General features: G+C 71.8%; 10 protein-coding genes. 4 read left to right on the forward strand and 6 right to left on the reverse strand.

Annotated elements, in window-relative coordinates:
* Positions 1-52 precede the first annotated feature (52 nt).
* Genes EMA17_RS33880 through EMA17_RS33890 form a run of 3 tightly spaced genes read right to left on the reverse strand, consistent with a single transcriptional unit; the run spans position 53 to position 4,681 of the window.
* Entirely contained in the window at positions 53-2,032 is a 1,980-nt protein-coding gene (locus EMA17_RS33880; RefSeq protein ID WP_126640995.1) for a dipeptide/oligopeptide/nickel ABC transporter permease/ATP-binding protein, read from the reverse strand.
* Positions 2,029-3,096 (reverse strand): ABC transporter permease, encoded by a 1,068-nt coding sequence (locus EMA17_RS33885; protein ID WP_246127072.1) that lies wholly within the window; start codon positions 3,094-3,096, stop codon positions 2,029-2,031. The genes EMA17_RS33880 and EMA17_RS33885 overlap by 4 nt, the downstream gene beginning before the upstream one ends.
* Before the next feature lie 7 nt (positions 3,097-3,103).
* Positions 3,104-4,681: an ABC transporter substrate-binding protein gene (locus EMA17_RS33890; RefSeq protein WP_160161663.1), complete on the reverse strand. Its 1,578-nt coding sequence runs from the start codon at positions 4,679-4,681 to the stop codon at positions 3,104-3,106.
* A 744-nt stretch (positions 4,682-5,425) separates the two neighbouring features.
* Here EMA17_RS33890 and EMA17_RS33895 point away from each other — a divergent pair.
* Positions 5,426-6,085 carry a sigma-70 family RNA polymerase sigma factor gene (locus EMA17_RS33895; protein ID WP_246127073.1) on the forward strand — a complete coding sequence of 220 codons (660 nt, stop codon included), beginning with the start codon at positions 5,426-5,428 and terminating at the stop codon, positions 6,083-6,085.
* Between the two features lie 155 nt (positions 6,086-6,240).
* Complete coding sequence (locus EMA17_RS33900) at positions 6,241-9,012, forward strand: helix-turn-helix transcriptional regulator (RefSeq protein WP_126640998.1); 2,772 nt, start codon at positions 6,241-6,243, stop codon at positions 9,010-9,012.
* A 101-nt stretch (positions 9,013-9,113) separates the two neighbouring features.
* Here EMA17_RS33900 and EMA17_RS33905 read toward each other — a convergent pair whose 3' ends face one another.
* The 3 genes from EMA17_RS33905 to EMA17_RS33915 all read right to left on the reverse strand — a co-directional run bounded on the left by EMA17_RS33905 (position 9,114) and on the right by EMA17_RS33915 (position 12,845).
* Positions 9,114-9,836 (reverse strand): alpha/beta fold hydrolase, encoded by a 723-nt coding sequence (locus EMA17_RS33905; protein WP_126640999.1) that lies wholly within the window; start codon positions 9,834-9,836, stop codon positions 9,114-9,116.
* Between the two features lie 280 nt (positions 9,837-10,116).
* Complete coding sequence (locus EMA17_RS33910; protein WP_126641000.1) at positions 10,117-11,907, reverse strand: ferritin-like domain-containing protein; 1,791 nt, start codon at positions 11,905-11,907, stop codon at positions 10,117-10,119.
* The gene (locus tag EMA17_RS33915; RefSeq protein ID WP_126641001.1) at positions 11,904-12,845 is read right to left on the reverse strand and encodes a class I SAM-dependent methyltransferase; all 942 of its coding nucleotides are present in this window, start codon (positions 12,843-12,845) and stop codon (positions 11,904-11,906) included. Before EMA17_RS33915 ends, EMA17_RS33910 begins: the two co-directional genes overlap by 4 nt.
* Positions 12,846-13,149: 304 nt before the next feature.
* On the opposite strand from EMA17_RS33915, the gene EMA17_RS33920 reads away from it, so the two are divergent.
* Positions 13,150-14,367 (forward strand): low temperature requirement protein A, encoded by a 1,218-nt coding sequence (locus EMA17_RS33920; protein WP_246127074.1) that lies wholly within the window; start codon positions 13,150-13,152, stop codon positions 14,365-14,367.
* A 92-nt stretch (positions 14,368-14,459) separates the two neighbouring features.
* Complete coding sequence (locus EMA17_RS33925) at positions 14,460-15,806, forward strand: NAD(P)/FAD-dependent oxidoreductase (protein WP_126641002.1); 1,347 nt, start codon at positions 14,460-14,462, stop codon at positions 15,804-15,806.
* The last annotated feature ends 7 nt before the right edge of the window (positions 15,807-15,813 follow it).

Here is a 15,813-nt window from a genome sequence, read left to right on the forward strand (position 1 = left end):
GATCCGACCGAGCCGCCTCGCGTGGCGGACGGCCCGTTGGGTGTGAGGGCGGTCATCGGGTGGCCTCCGACGGCTTCTCCTCGGTCGCGGACCTCCGGCCGGGCAGGTGGCACACGACGCTGAGGCCGGGCGCCGGGGCGTGCACAGGAGGCGGCGTGGCGTGGCAGATCGGCGACACGGCGGGGCAGCGGGGGGCGAACGCGCAGCCCGGGGGCCGCTCGTCGGGTCGCGGCGGATGGCCGGGGATGGCCGCGAGCCGCCGATCCCCGTTGGCGTCCTCGGGAGACGGGGTGTCGTCGAGGTGCGGGGTTGCCGCCAGCAGTGCCAGGGTGTACGGGTGTTCCGCACGTCCGGCGCGCAGATCCGCGGTCGTCAGCTCCTCGACGAGCCGCCCGGCGTACATCACCAGGACCCGGTCGCACAGGTCGCCGACCACCCCGACGTCGTGCGAGATGAACAACATCGCCGTGCCGTCGCGTTCGTTCGCGGCGCGCAGCACTCGCAGTACCTCGGCCCGCACCACGACGTCCAGGGCGGTGGTCGGCTCGTCGGCGATGACGAGGCGGGGCCGGGGCAGTAGCGCCGAGGCGATCATCGCGCGCCCGCGCATCCCGCCGGACAACTCGTGGGGATACTGTCGCAGGCGTGCCTTGGGATCGGTGATCCGGACGAACTCCAGTTGCTCGACGGCGCGTCGGGCGGCCTCGCGGCGTGAGACCCCCATGTGCACGCGCAGGGTCTCGGTCAACTGTCCGCCGAGCTTGAGTGCCGGGTTGAACGACGCCGACGGGTCCTGGTGGACGATGCCGATCTCGGTGGCGAGTCGGCGCCGGGTCGCCGCGGACTCGGATCCGCTTGCCACCAGGTCCAATTCGTCTGCCCCGGGATCGCGCAGTACGGCGCGTCGCGCGGTGGCGTGCAGCCCGCCGGGCAGCAGTCGCGCGACGGCCATCGCCGTCAGGGTCTTGCCGGAGCCGGACTCGCCGAGCACGCCCACGATCTCGCCGGCACCGACGTGGAACGTCACCCCGTCGACCAGTGCGGTGCCGTCGGCACGCAGGACCCGCAGTCCATCGATCACCAGGACGGCGTCGTCCGGGACCCCTGCGGTGCGATCCGGGATGGCGGACACCGGGTCCGACTCCGCCGCCCCCGATGCCTTCGCCTTCATCGCCGGCGCCGAGGAGCGTTCCGCCGCCGCGGCCAGTCCGTCGCCGACGAAGCTCGCGCTCAGCCCGGCCAGCACGACGGCGACGGCGGGGCCGACCGCCTCGACCGGGTTGGTGTACAGGCTCTGGAGCCCGACGGCCAGCAACTGGCCCCAGTCGTAGTCGGGAAGCTGCACGCCCAGGCCGAGGAAGGACAGGGCGGAGAGCGCCATCAGGGTGTGTGCGTACGACACCGACAGCAGGACCAGCAGCGGTTCGGCGATGTTGGGCAGGATGTGTCGCCGCATCAGGCGCAGCGGTCCGACGCCGAGCAGGCGTGCCGAGCCGACGAAGTCGCGCCCCGCCACCGACGCCGTGAGGTTCGCGGTCAGCCGGGCGAAGGTGGGGCTGCCCGCCGCGCCGATGGCGATGACGCATGCCTTCGGCCCGGGGTCCAGGATCGCGGCGATCGCGAGGGCGAGGATGACGGCCGGGTAGGCGATCATCACGTCGATCACCCGCAGGCCGACGGCCCGTAGGCGCGGTCCACCAACCCAGACGAGGCCGCCCAGCGCGATGCCGACCGTCGAGGCGATGAGCGTTGCCAGGGCCGACAGCTCCAGGGTCGGCCGGGTGGCGACGAGGGTGCGCGCGAAGATGTCGCGGCCCAGCGCGTCGGTGCCGAGCCAGTGTTCGCCCGACGAGCCGAGGTGCACTTCGGGGCCCAGCCTGTCGGCGTCGTCGCCCCAGATCCACGGGGCGACGACGGCGAGCAGTACCAGCAGGCCCAGCCCGGCGAGGCCGATCACGAGCATCGCGCCGAGGCGCTTGCGTGGCGGTCGGGTGGCCGCGCGGTCGCGGCGCGGGGGGAGCCCGGCGGTCATGACGCGGCTCTCCCCGTCAGGGTGCGCGGGTCGAGGAGCCCGAGCACGACGTCGATGAGCAGGTTGAGCAGGCACGCCAGGATGCCGAGGACGAGGACGACGCCCTGGACGACCGGCAGGTCCCGCAGGGTGACGGCCTCCACGACCCGGGTGCCGACGCCCGGCCAGGCGAACACGCTCTCGATGACGACCGCGCCGCCGAGCAGTCCGGTGAGCAGGAGGCCGGCGACGGTGAGTGTGCCGGTCAGCAGGTTGGGCAGGGCGTGCCGCAGGTAGAGGCGGTGGGCCGGGAGGCGGCGTCCGCGTGCCGCGCGCATGTAGTCCCGGGCGAGGACGACGGCGGTTTCGCGGCGCACGATCCGGGCGATGGTGCACACCGGCCCGAGCGCCACGGCGATCACCGGGAGGACGAGCGCGTCCGCGGTGGCGGCCCCGGCGACCGGCAGCCAACCGAGTTCGATGCCGACCACGAGCACGAGGAGCGTGCCGAGGATGTACTCGGGCGTGGAACCGATGATCCCGGTCGCCAGGGTGAAGCCGCCGTCCAGGTGCCGCCGTCGGCCGTCGCGGCACGCGACCGCGACGGCCATGCCGAGCGGTACGCCGACCAGCAACACCACCAGGATGCCCAGCAGCGCGAGTTCGGAGGTGTAGGGCAGGCGGTCCGCGATGATGTCGGAGACCTTCTCCTCGGTGGTGTAGCTGGTGCCGAGGTCGCCCCGGAGGAGGCCGCCGACATAGTGGCCGAACTGCGCGGCCACCGAATGGTCGAGGCCGAGGTCGTGCCGCATCCGGGTGATCTGCTCGGGCGTCGCGTTGTTGCCGGCCGCGACCCGGGCCGGGTCGCCGGGCATCGACTGCACCATGCAGAACGTCAGTCCGACCAGGACGGCGAGGACGAGCACGACGCCGAAGAGACGGCGCAGCGCGAAGCCGAACCATGGCGACTCGAGGACGCGCCGCGGCCCCGTCGCCGGGCCGGGCTCCTCGGGCTCGACCGGCCCGACGTCCGCGGCGGCGTCCTCGAGCACCGCCGCGGGCATCTTGTCGGTTCCTTGCGTCACGGCTCGGTCAGCCCTTGAGCCACAGGAGGGTCGGGTCGGAGTAGCCACCGGGGGTGACGGCCGAGATGCGCTTGCCGTAGATGCTCTTCTCCGGCACGGTCGCCAGCGGGACCGTGTCGAAACGGGTGATCAGCGCGTTCTGCGCCGCCTCCCACTTGGCGCAGTGTTCGGCCGTGTCGGTGGTGCCGAGCGCGTCGAGGAAGTTCTGCGAGTACTCGGGATTTTGAGTACCGCCGATGTTGCGGCCCTTCGGCGGGTCGTCACCGTGCATGAAGCTGCCGGGTGTGGTCAGCGTCGCCGACAGGTTGATGTTGACCATCACACCGAGGTCCCACTGGCCGGCGTTGCCGATGAACTCGGTTGCCCAGGTGGCGAAGCCGACGTTGCGCAACTCGACGTCCGCGCCCGCCTCCTTCAGGACCGCCTGGAGGTAGGCGGTGCCCGCGCCGCCGGACAGGACGTTGACGCCGAGGACGCGGATCTTCTTGCCGGCCAGGATCTGCCTGGCGGCGGCCTTGTCCATGCCGGCCCCGGCGTATTCCTGCCGGAGGACGCACGGGCTGGTCTTGTCGGTGATGCTGGTGAGCAGCTCGCCCTTGCCGCGCGTGGAGGCGTTGTTGTACGCGGTGCGGTCGATCATCGCGGCGATGGCCTGCCGAACCCGCGGGTCGGCGCCGGGGTGCCCGGGGCGCTCGTTGAAGACCACGAACTGGTTCGGGCCGGGGAGGGTGCTGCTTGCCCAGTCGCTGCCGAAGCGGTCCATGTCGGGGCCGGTGAGCGCGATGTGGTCGAGCGCGCCGGTCTGCAGTTGGTTGGCCTGCGTGCTCTCGTTCGTGACCACGGATGCGGTCAACGCGCTGGGGGGCCTGCCCTCCGGCATCCTCGCGAAGATTGGGCCCCAGGAGTAGTCGGTGCGGCGGGAGAAGGTGTAGCCGGCGCCGCGCCGGCTGCTCTCGAGGGTGAAGGGCCCGGTGCCGGGGGTCTTGCCGGCGGCCAGCGCCGCCGGGTCCTTGATGCCCGCGGCGCACACGATGCCGGTCTGCGGCATCGCCAGGCCGAACATCATGTCGGCCCAGGGGTGGTCGAGCTCGATGTGCACGGTGCTCGCGGTGTTGTCGCCGGTCGCGGTCATCGTGCCGGTGCCGAACACCTGTTTGGCGGCGGGGGCCTTGGTCTCCGGGGCGGCGAAGTAGGTGAGCGACGCCGCGACGTCGGTCGCGGTGAGCGGGCTGCCGTCCGAGCAGGTGACGCCCGACTTGATCCTGAGATCGACGGTGGTTGCCGTGGCGTTCCACGACTCGGCGATGCCCGGGATCAGCTTGCCGCCGTCGTCACGGCGTACGAGCGTGTCGTACAGGACGCGCGCGGACATGTAGTCGTTGTTGTTGTCGCCCTTGGCCGGGTCGAAGCTCTTCGGGTCGGAGGTGAACGTCGTGCGTACGACGGTCGCGCCGCCGTTCGACGTGTTGCCGCTCCCGCCTCCGCCGCCGGATGAACCGGAGTTCCCGGTCGTACAGGCGGGGACCAGCATGATCAGGGTGGCAGCCGAAACGCCTGCCGACCAAAGCCGGTTGACTCGTCTCATGGATTTCCTTCCACGCGGAACACGCCGCCCGCACGGCGGGAGCCGGATGGTGTGAAGAGCCGTCGTGCCGACGGGATCGAGGCGGGCGGGTCGCGGAGCGCCCGACCACCGGGCCTCGACCGGGACGAGGTCGGGTGCGTCGACATCGCCGTGACGGCGGGCGCCGTCGTCGGCACCGGTCCGCGCGGTGGGGGAATCGGTCATCGGCTTCCCCGGATCGTGGGATTCCTGCGTGCTGCGACGTGCGCGATGCTAGCAAGCGTGTTCGGGAGGGTGGTTTCCGGATCATCGGGGTGGCCGGTTCCGTCACCGTGAGCACGAGTGGTGACTACCGGGCGAGACGCGGGGCAGGTCGCCGGGGCCGGGCCGGGAGCCGTACCCGCCGAGCGTGAATGCGTCCGAGCACACGACGAGATGCCCGCCGAGTCCGCGGCGGAGCGATACCGGGCCGGGCGAACGGCGCGTGCGGTCCCGGTGCGGTCGGCGCCGATACCGACCCCGGGCACGGCGGGGCGACCGGGGCGCCGGCCGGGCCGGCCCGGGGGGACCCGGGGGGTCCACCCGGGTTTCCACGGGCGCGCCCGGGGCCCGCCGAGGACGACGGTGGTTGGAGATCAAGCCGGGCCCTTTCGGGTGACGAGTCGTTCCCGGCGGTCCGGAACATCGGGAGCGAGGGGGATCGCCATGTGCTTGTCCGGCGTCGATGTCGTAGCGGAGCCGTGCCTGTCGTGCGGAGACACACCTGTGGACACGGCGACCACGAACGCCGCACGCGGACCCGGGCCCGGCGGTGGGGCCCATGCCGCGGCCGACGTGGACTTCGAGAGCGTGCGTTCGCGGCTGTTCGGGATCGCGTATCGCCAACTCGGTCGTCTCGTCGACGCCGAGGACGTCGTCCAGGACGTTTGGCTCCGCTGGCAGCGTGTGGACCGCGACCGGGTGCGGGACTGTGCGGCGTTCCTGGCGACCGTCACGACCCGTGCGGCGCTCAACGCGGCGACGTCGGCATGGGCGCGGCGCGAGATCAGCGTCGAGGACTGGAGCCCGCAGCGTGCGCCGGAGTCGGTCGATCCGGCGCCGGGCGCCGAACGACGGGAGGCGCTCGAGAACGCGGTGCGACTGCTGATGGAACGGCTGTCGCCGGTCGAACGCGCCGTGTACGTGCTGCGCGAGGCTTTCGAGTACCCCTTCCGCGAAATCGCCGAACTCCTCGGTCTCAGCGAGGGCAATGCCCGGCAGTTGGCGTTCCGTGCGCGCAGGCACCTCGCGGGGCGCCGGCGCCTCCCGGTCGACCCGGCGGAGTCGGACCGGCTGCTGGAGGCCTTTCTGCGAGCGGCGCGCGCCGGCGACATGGCGAGCCTGCTCGGCCTGTTCGAGGGCCTGCGCACCCCGCCGAAGCCGTGAGAACCGGTGCGCCGACCCAGGCGGGCCGCACGGCGGTCCAGGTGACGATCGGGCCGAATGCCCGAACCGCTCGCACGCGTCCATGATCACTGGTGCATCATGGGGACAGCCTCGGGCGGACGCGGGTCCGACCTCTATGACCTGCGGTGGTTTCGATGTCGAACGGCACTCCGGTGCGCTGGCTGCGTGGCCGGCGCAGCGAATGCCTGACCCTGGACCAGGCCGTCGCCGATGCCAGGTCCGGGCAGAGCCGGGTGCTGGTGCTGCGCGGCGAGGCCGGGATCGGCAAGTCCGCGTTGGTGGAGCACATGGTGGGCAAGGCCGCCGAGTGCCGGGTCCTGCGCGTGGCCGGCGTCGAGTCCGAGATGGAACTGCCCTTCGCCGGACTGCACCTGCTGTGCATGCCGATGATGGGGCGGATCGACCGTCTCCCCGACCCGCAGCGCGATGCCTTGGCCGTCGCGTTCGGCCTCAGCGCGGGAAACGCGCCGGACCGCTTCATGGTCGGGCTGGCGGTCCTCAGCCTGCTGGCCGCGGTGGCGGAGGAGCAGCCACTGGTCTGCGTCGTGGACGACGCCCAGTGGCTGGACCGGGTCTCCGCGCAGGTGCTCGCCTTCGTCGCGCGGCGACTGCTGGCGGAGCACGTGGCGTTGGTGTTCGCGGTGCGTACGACGGCGCCCGCCGCGGCCGGCGAGTCGGCCGGCGATCCGTTGGCGGGGTTGCCCGGGTTGGTCGTCGGCGGGCTGCGGGACGACGACGCGCGCGCGCTCTTGGACACGGTGGTCCCCGGACGGCTGGACGCGCGCATCCGGGACCGCATCGTCGCGGAGACGCGCGGCAATCCGCTGGCGCTGCTGGAGTTGACCCGGGGGTTGACGCCGGCGGAACTGGCCGGGTTCGGACGCCCGGACGCGCTGCCGCTGGCGAGTCGGATCGAGGAGAGTTTTCTGCGCCAGATCGGGAGCCTTTCCGACGCGGCCCAGCGGCTGCTGCTGGCGGCGGCCGCGGAGCCGGTCGGGGACGCGTCGTTGCTGCGGAGGGTGGCCGAGCGGCTCGACATCACGGCGGACGCCGAACGGGCGGTCGAGGCGTCGGGACTGATCGAGTTCGGTCCGCGAGTGCGGTTCCGACATCCGCTGGTGCGTTCCGCGGCCTACCGCGGGGCCGATCCCGGAGCGCGCCGCGACGTGCACCGTGCGCTGGCCGAGGCGACCGATTCCGATTTCGACTCCGATCGTCAGGCCTGGCACCGGGCGCACGCGGCGGTCGCACCCGACGAAGCCCTGGCGGCGGAACTGGAGCGCTCCGCGGACCAGGCCAACGCCCGAGGCGGCATCGCGGCGGCGGCCGCGTTCCTCAGACGCGCGACCGAACTGACGCCCGATCCGCTCCGATACGGGACGAGGGCGGTGGCCGCCGCGCGTGCCGCCTTCGAGGCCGGAGCCCCCGACGCGGCACTCGAACTCGTCGCCGCCGCCGAGACGAGCCCCCTGGGCGACGTCGAGCGCGCACGCCTGGCCCGGCTGCGCGCCCAGATCGTCTTCGCCCGCAGACGCGGTAGCGAGGCTCTTCCGCTGATGCTCGACGCGGCCGGGCGACTGGAACACGGTGACGGCGCCCAGGCGCGTGAGGCCTACCTCGAAGCGGTGGGAGCGGCGGTTTTCGGCGGTCGTCTCAACGGACCGGTCGGCCTGCGGGACGTTGCCGAGGCCGCCCGTGCGGCACCGCGCGGACCCCGGCCCGGCAGGCCGGCGGACGCCCTCCTCGACGGACTGGCGACGTGGTTCACCGAAGGGTGCACGAAAGGCGCGGCGCTGCTGAAGCCGGCACTGGGCGCGTTCCGGGGAGCCGCCGCGCGCAACGAGGACGATGTCATGCGCTGGCTCTGGTTGGCCTGGCCGGCCGCGGGCGACATGTGGGACGACGAGACGTGGCATGTGCTGACCACGCACGCGGTACGGGCGGCCCGCGAGACCGGCGCGCTCAACTTCCTTCCGCTGGCGCTCACGTACCGTGCCGCCGTGCACGTGCACGCGGGGGAGTTCGACCTCGCCTCCACGCTGACCGACGAGGCCGACAGCATCACCGAGGCGACCGGCAACTCGCCCCTGGGGTACGCCGCGCTGCTGCTCGTGGCCTGGCGCGGCAAGGACGTCCAGGCGGCGGAGGTGATCCGGGCCACCGTTCAGGACGCGACCGCCTGGGGCGAGGGGCGGGCTATCGGCAACGGCAACTACCTGCTCTCGGTGCTGTACAACGGCCTCGGCCGATACCGGGACGCCCTGGGCAGCGCGCAACTGTCCGGTGAGCACGAGGACGTGGGGGTCGCCGGGTTCGCCCTCCTCGAACTCGTCGAAGCGGGCGTCCGCAGCGATGCCCCCGAGTCCGCCGCGGCGGCCCTGCGCCGACTCGAGGAACGCATCGGCGCGGACGGCACGGACTGGGGCCGGGGCGTGCTGGCCCGGTCGCGAGCGCTGCTCAGCGAAGGCGAGACGGCCGACCTGCTCTACCGCGAAGCCATCGAGCACCTGGAACACAGCCGGATCGCCGTCCACCTCGCTCGCACCCACCTGGTCTACGGCGAGTGGCTTCGCCGGGAGAACCGGCGTGTCGACGCACGCGAGCACCTGCGTACCGCCTACGAGATGCTGCACGGCTTCGGCGCACGCGCCTTCGCCGAGCGGGCCCGCCGAGAACTCCAGGCCACCGGCGAATCGGTGCGCCGGAGCACGCTCGACCTGCGGGAGTCCCTTACCGCGCAGGAGGTCCAGATCGCCCGGCTGGCCGCCGACGGCAGGACGAACTCCGAGATAGGCGCCGAGTTGTTCATCAGCCCGCGCACGGTCGAATGGCACCTGCACAAGGTGTTCACCAAGCTCGGCATCAACTCGCGGAACAAGCTCCGCGAGGCGATGACCCGCGCCTGACCGCGACATACCGGCGCCTCCTGCCTCGGCCCGGGGCGGACCGCATCGGACCGGCGGACGTGCCGGGCGGGAGATCCGCCGGGCACGTCCCGGTCCGACGCTCAGCCCTGCTTCCCCTCGGCGGCGTCGACAATCGTGGCGGCAACCGCCTCGGGTCGGCTCGCCGCGATGGCGTGCGAGGCGTCGGCGACCTCGCGGGTTCCGCGCGAGGAGGCGCGTTCGGCCATGAAACGCAGTGTCTTTGCGGGGATGTTGAGATCCCGGCCGCCGAAGGCGAACCACGAGGGTACGGTCCGCCACGCGGGTTCGCCGGCCAGGCCGTCGGTCAACGCCCGCTCGGTGACCGGGCGTTGGGTCGCCGCCATCAGGGCGGCCTCGTCGGCGTACAGATCGGCGCAGAACTGTTGATGGAACCTGTCCTCGGCGATCCGGAACTCGTTGCCGCCGGAGGCGACCGGGTACGCGGTCAGCGTTTCCGCCAGGGAGCTGCCGGGGAACCTGCCCGACAGCCCGAAGGCGGACTCGCCGGTCTCGGGCGCGAACGCGGAGACGTAGACCAGGGATCGAACCGCCGGCAGATCGGCTGCGGCCTGGGTGATCACCATGCCGGCGTAGGAGTGGCCGACCAGGACGACGGGATGGCCGATGCCGTCGACGACGTCGCGTACGTAGGCCGTGTCGTCCGCCAGAGCGCGCAGCGGGTTGGCCACCGCGACGGCGTGGAGCCCGCGGCCGTCGAGTTGCCGGATGACGCGGTTCCAACTCGCCGATTCGGCGAACGCGCCGTGGACGAGGACGACAACAGGCTGGTCGGTGGTGCTCACGAGTGGTCCTTTCCGGTGTTCGGAGTGTTCTCGAGGGCCATGACGGACCGCGCGGTCGCGGCGGTCGTGGCCCGGGGGTCGAGGACGGGGTCGGGCATCACGAAGTCCTGGCGGATACCGTGCCGGCCGACGACGGTGTTCGGGACGTCCGCCGCGGTGCGCCGGCGGGTGAGGGCCTCGTTCGCGGTCGGGAACCGCGCGACGGCGTATGGGGACAGGAACGGGGGATCGCACGTGGTGTCGGCGATCGCCAGGGCGGCGGGTTCGAGGGCGTGGTGGTTCAGGGCGTCGTTCCTTCGTCGGTGGTGGCGGGCTCTTCACGAAAGCCGATCCTTCGGTGGGTTCCGTCGCACAGCGGCTTGCCGGCGGAATGGCCGCACCGGCACAGCGTCGTTCGTGTGCGGGTCTCCAGGGGTTTGCCGTCCGCGCGGTGCACGGGCACTCCGCCGGTGACCCACAGCGCGCTCGCGAGGCCGTCCTCCTCCTCGAGGACCGAGACGGCCTGCGGCACGTCGACCTCGATGCTCTCGTCGTCGTGTTCCACGGCGTAGGTGTAGGAGCCCGAGGGGCAGTGGTCGATGCGCCCCATGATGTCGGAGCGCACGTCGGGGTCGTCGGTATCGTCGAGCATCCTGGCGATCGGTCGGGTGGCACCCACGCAGAAGGCCGCGTGGATGCACAACTCGCCGACCCGCCGCGCCGATATTCCGATGCCGTCGTGGACGTGCCGGAGTTCGCGGTACGGCGTGAGGACGGCGTTCTCGCTCCCGTCGAAGCCGACGAAGGCGTGCGTCCCGTCGCAGAACGGCTTCGCCTTCGAGTGGCCGCAGCGGCACAGGGCGTAGACGGGCTCGGTCGGCAGGTTCGCGCCGGTCTTCCAGGTCAGCGCGTCGTTGTTCTCCGGCGACACGATCTTGGTCTTGCGCCGCAGCGGGACGTCGCCGAAGACGAGGTACGGCCCGTCGGCGAGTACGGTGATCCGCCGCCGATCGCCGACGGGCCCGTCGCGCCGCTCGGGCGGCACGTAGTCGAAGGTGGGGCCGGCCGTCGTGTGCTCCCCGTCGGGCATCGACGTCAGCGCCTCGGCCTGCGTCCGAAGCCGGTACATCAGCCCGGTCGCGACCGGCAGCAGTCGCGGGCTGCCGTCGAACGCCTTCTCCAGCAGGCGGAGCAGCGTGCAGTAGGTGCGGTTGAACTCCTCCTGGGCGGCGCGGATGGGGTTGCCCGGCGCGTGGTCCTCGAGCCGCGGATTGCGCCGCATCGGGCGTACGCCCGCGAAGTCGACCGGGAGCGGTTCTCCGGTCGGCCCGGACCGCGGAGTGTCGCCGCGCCGGTGGCGGCGGCCGACGCTGAGCTCTCGGAAGCGGTAGTAGTGCGCGACCTCGTCCAGCTCGGGATCGTGGACGTCCCGGTCGCCGTCCCAGACCTCGCCCCGCAGCAGGCCCTCGCCCTGGTCGACGATCTCCTCCAACGCGGTCAGCGCCGACGCCAGGTTCACGACCTCGACCAGCCGTCCGGCGGTGTGCCGGAAATGGCAGTCCCGGACCTGGCGGGCGACATCGCCGCGGAAGACCTCCTCCTCGCCGAGCCGAGCGCACAGGTCGCGCAGCCCGTCGGTGATCGCGCCGTAGAACTGGCCGATCGTCGCGTATTCCTCGGCCTGCGCGGGCGCGTCCGCGGGCGCGGGCCGTTCGAGCCGCAGGAACTGCTCGAGGGCCTCCGCTCCGAACGGGAGCAGCGACACCTCCAGGGACGGATCTCCGTGCGGCAGCCGCCGGGGGTGCGGCGGCAACATCCGCGGCGTATCCAGTTCGGGTCTGCCGCCGACCGCGTTGAGGAGGTTGGCGACCAGGACCATGTGCAGCATCTCCTCGACGAAGACACCGGTGACGACCCGAGCGGCCTCGGGGTTTCGCGCCGGGTCCAGCGTGTAGAGCGCGCACAGATACGGAGGAAGGGTCGCATGCTCCAACTCGAGGGCCCATTGGAGGTGTTCGCGCAGATCGTGAACCGTGGTGATCCGCGCCGCCGCAGGGGACCGATCGTGTTCTCGCCGTGGCGGTTGATTCACTGGTCTCTCGTTTCGCCGCTGGTCGGATCCGCATCGGCCGCCGGGGCACGATGGGATGGCTGTCGGTCCCGCTCCGTTTCCCGGCCGTCGAACAGCGCGCCGAACAGGCGTTCGCCGTCCTCGTCGTCGCCCGTGACCGCGGTGGTCTCGCCTCCATGCGGGGCATCGGGTCGGCTCCCGTCATCCCGTCGCCGGACCGCGTGGATCAGCTGTATCGAGGCCTGCCCGGACGCGAACAGGTGCGCGAAGCTCTCCTGCTGCGCCGCGGCCAGCGCGTAGGCGGGGTCGTCGTGGTGGCGGGCCGCGACGAACTCGGCGACCCGCGCGGCACGCCGAGACCACGACTGCGGTACGTCTCGGGGGCGTTCGATCTGTTCGACGAGGTCGAATCCGGCTCCGGCGAGGAGTTCGGAAAGCTCCCACTGGGCAGGGAAATGGTTGCCCTGCGGAATGGGGGAGACCCAGGGATCTCGCGCGACGACCACGAGCAGCCCCAGCGAGGCTCCGGGCTTGAGCACCCGGCGTATCTCGTCGAGCAGCGCCGCCTTGTCCCGGACGGTGTCCAGCACCCCCAGGCACCAGACGGCGTCGATCGACTCCGATCGCAACGGCATCCGGCGTCCGTCGGCCATCAGGACGGGCAGCGCGAACATCCGGGTGGCGGCCCGGCAGGCGGCGGGCATACGTTCCAGCAGGATCGGCCGTACGCCGAAACGCCGGGCCGCCCAGGCCGCGGGACCACCGAGGCCGGCACCCACGTCCAGCAGCACACTCCCGGCGGTCAGTTCGCACGCCTCGGCCAGCCACGCCAACGCGGCCGGGCTCGCACTGCCGCGGCAAGCCGCCGGGATTGCGTAGGCCTCTCCCAATTGCGCGACCGCGTCGGCGGTCCATACCGCGACGGCGTCGAACTCGGCTTCCATCGCCAACGCCGTCATGGCGGGCCTTTCCTCGGGGCGGGAGGCGGTCCGGGCGGCCCCGCCTCCGAGGTTCCGGAGTCGCCCGCGCGCCGGGCAACCGCGTGGCGTGCGCGGCGACGGCCACGATCTCCATGCCGGGTCCTCCTGTGTGGCCGGGACTTCGTCGTCGCCCGGTTGCCAGGTAGGACCGGGTAGCCCGCGCTGCTGTGACACCTTCACGGGAATCCCGATGCGCGAAAATTCGGACACCCGTGTCACAGGTGCGGGCCCGGCCCGGTCTTGCTCATGGGCACCCGCCCCGGAAAACGGAGGGACCGAGCCCGTGCCACCAGTAGCCGCGCTGTACCGGATCCGGATGCGGATGACCGCGCGAGCGATCGACGAGCCGCACCGCACCGCGAGCCCGCTCGAACTGCTCTTCGACCTCACCTTCGTGGTCGCGGTCGCCGCGGTCACCGCCCAGTTCGCACGCGACATCGCGGAAGGGCAAGCCCGGTCGGGAGTCGTTTCGTTCCTCGAGGTCTTCTTCGCCGTGTGGTGGGCGTGGATGAACTTCACCTGGTTCGCGTCCTCGTACGACACCGACGACGTCGCCTACCGGCTGCTGACGATGGTGCAGATGGCCGGTGTGCTGACCCTCGCCGCAGGGGTACCGGCCGCGGGTGCCGAGCCGGACTTCCGCCTCATCACCGCCGGCTATCTGGTCATGCGCGTCGCGCTCGTCGCGCAATGGCTGCGGGCCGCCGTCGAACACCCGGAGAGCCGCCGCACCGCTCTGCGATACGCCGCGGGCATCACGGCCCTGGAGGTCGGCTGGATTCTCCGCCTGACCCTGGCGGAGACCGGCGCCCTGCCCGACCGGGTCGACCTTCCGTCGTTCGTCGTCCTGGCCGCCCTGGAACTCGCCGTGCCGTGGTGGGCGGAACGCTCCGGACCGACGGCCTGGCATCCACACCACATCGCCGAACGCTACGGCCTGTTCACGATCATCCTCTTCGGGGAGAGTGTCCTCGCCGCGTCCAACGGCGTCCGCGCCGCGCTCGACGCCTCTGCGGCCGGCGGCTCGCTGGTCGTCATCGTCGGCTCCGGCCTCGTCCTGCTGTTCGCCCTCTGGTGGCTCTACTTCCTTCTCCCCTCCGGGGAAGGGCTCAGCGAGCGCCGCCTCCGCTCCTACCCGTGGGGATACGGCCACTTCGGCGTCTTCGCCGCGCTCGCGGCTCTCGGCGCCGGACTGGAGGTCGCGGTCGAGCGGACCGGACACCACCTGGCGGTCTCACCGATCGCCGCCTGCTACGCGGTCGCCGCCCCGACGGCCCTCTTCGTCGTGTTGCTGCATGCGACCCATACACCCATCCTGGCCCCGCACGTCATCCCGGCCGCGGTGGCGCTGTGCGGCGCGGCGGCCTTCCTGCTCCTGCCCCTGGCGGCGCCCGTGGCCGGGACGGCCGCCGTCGTCGCCGCGCTGGCCGTCGTCGCCGTGCTGATGGTCCTCGCGACGTACCTCGCCGCGGCCCGGCGGTACGCGCCGGTCGGAGCATGACGCGGACGCCGAAGTGGGAAGGTGGTGACGGTGTCACAATCGGCGGTTCTGTTCGGTCTCTACGGGAGCAACCCAGAGGAACAGAGGACACCGTGCGTGAGATCTTGATCGTCGGCGGCGGTTACGCGGGCTTTTACGCCGCGTGGGGCCTGGAGAAGAAGTTGGGTCGGGGCGAGGCACGTGTCACCGTGGTGGACCCGCGCCCGTACATGACGTATCAGCCGTTTCTCCCCGAGGTTGTCGCCGGGTCGGTGGAGGCGCGTCATGCGGCGGTCTCGCTGCGGCGGCACCTGCGCCGCACCCGGCTGATCGCGGGAACGGTGACGGAGATCCGCAACAGCGCGCGGACCGTGACCGTTCGATCGGAATCAGGGGCGGAGTACGAGCTGGCCTATGACATCCTCGTGGTCACGGCGGGGGCGGTCACCCGGACGTTTCCCATCCCGGGCATCAGCGAGGAAGCCTTCGGGTTGAAGCACGTCGAGGAGGCCGTGGCCATTCGTGACCGGCTGTTGGCCTCGTTCGATGTCGCGGCGACACTTCCTCGTGGCCCCGAGCGACGCAGGCTCCTCACCGTCACCTTCGTGGGTGGGGGATTCTCCGGTGTGGAGGGATTCGGCGAGTTGTTGTCCCTGGCGACCGCACTGCTGAAACTCTATCCGGAACTCGACGCGGAGGAACCGGACTTCCACCTGGTGGAGGCGCGTGGCCGGATTCTTCCCGAGGTCGGTGACGGGCCCGGAGCGTGGGTCGTACGGGAGCTGGAAGAGCGCGGAGCCCGGGTGCACTTGAACACGCAACTGGTCTCCGCCGCGGGCGGTCGTGTCGTGTTGTCGAACGGCGAGGAATTCGATTCGGGTCTGATCGTGTGGACGGCGGGAAACGCGTCCAATCCCGTCATTCGAAACCACACGGATCTTCCCGTCGACGAGCGCGGTCTGCTCGTCGTGCGGGCCGATCTTCGCGTGGGCACGGAGTCGGAGTCGGTGGCCGACGTCTGGGCGGCCGGCGACGATGCCTCGGTGCCCGATCTCGCGGTGGGGCGGCCGGGAGCGCACACGGTTCCCAACGCGCAGCACGCGGTTCGGCAGGGCAAGCGTCTGGCGAAGAACATCGTGGCGACGCTGCGGGGGCGGCCCACCCGCGACTATGTCCACCGCAGTCTGGGCGTGGTGGCCACGCTGGGCCTCGGCCGGGGCATCTTCCAGTACCGCCGCGTGGTCGTCAAAGGTTTCCCCGCCTGGCTCATGCATCGCGGGTACCACGTGCTCGCCGTTCCGACCTGGGAACGCAAGGTCCGGGTGTTCGCCGTCTGGATCACCGCGGCTTTCCACGGGCGGGACATCGTCTCCCTCGCGGCGGTGCAGCGTCCCCGGGAAGCCTTCGTGTCCGAGGGAGACCCACGACACGGCGAGCCGGCCGACGCTCCGGCGCAGTGAGCCATCC

Source organism: Embleya hyalina (assembly GCF_003967355.1).
Lineage (GTDB): Bacteria > Actinomycetota > Actinomycetes > Streptomycetales > Streptomycetaceae > Embleya > Embleya hyalina.

What these genes read in the sequence shown, in the direction of transcription:
- EMA17_RS33880 (WP_126640995.1), bottom strand. Translation starts at nt 2,032, where the DNA reads ATGACCGCCGGGCTCCCCCCGCGCCGCGACCGCGCGGCCACCCGACCG.
- EMA17_RS33890 (WP_160161663.1), bottom strand. Translation starts at nt 4,681, where the DNA reads ATGAGACGAGTCAACCGGCTTTGGTCGGCAGGCGTTTCGGCTGCCACC.
- EMA17_RS33900 (WP_126640998.1), top strand. Translation starts at nt 6,241, where the DNA reads ATGTCGAACGGCACTCCGGTGCGCTGGCTGCGTGGCCGGCGCAGCGAA.
- EMA17_RS33915 (WP_126641001.1), bottom strand. Translation starts at nt 12,845, where the DNA reads ATGACGGCGTTGGCGATGGAAGCCGAGTTCGACGCCGTCGCGGTATGG.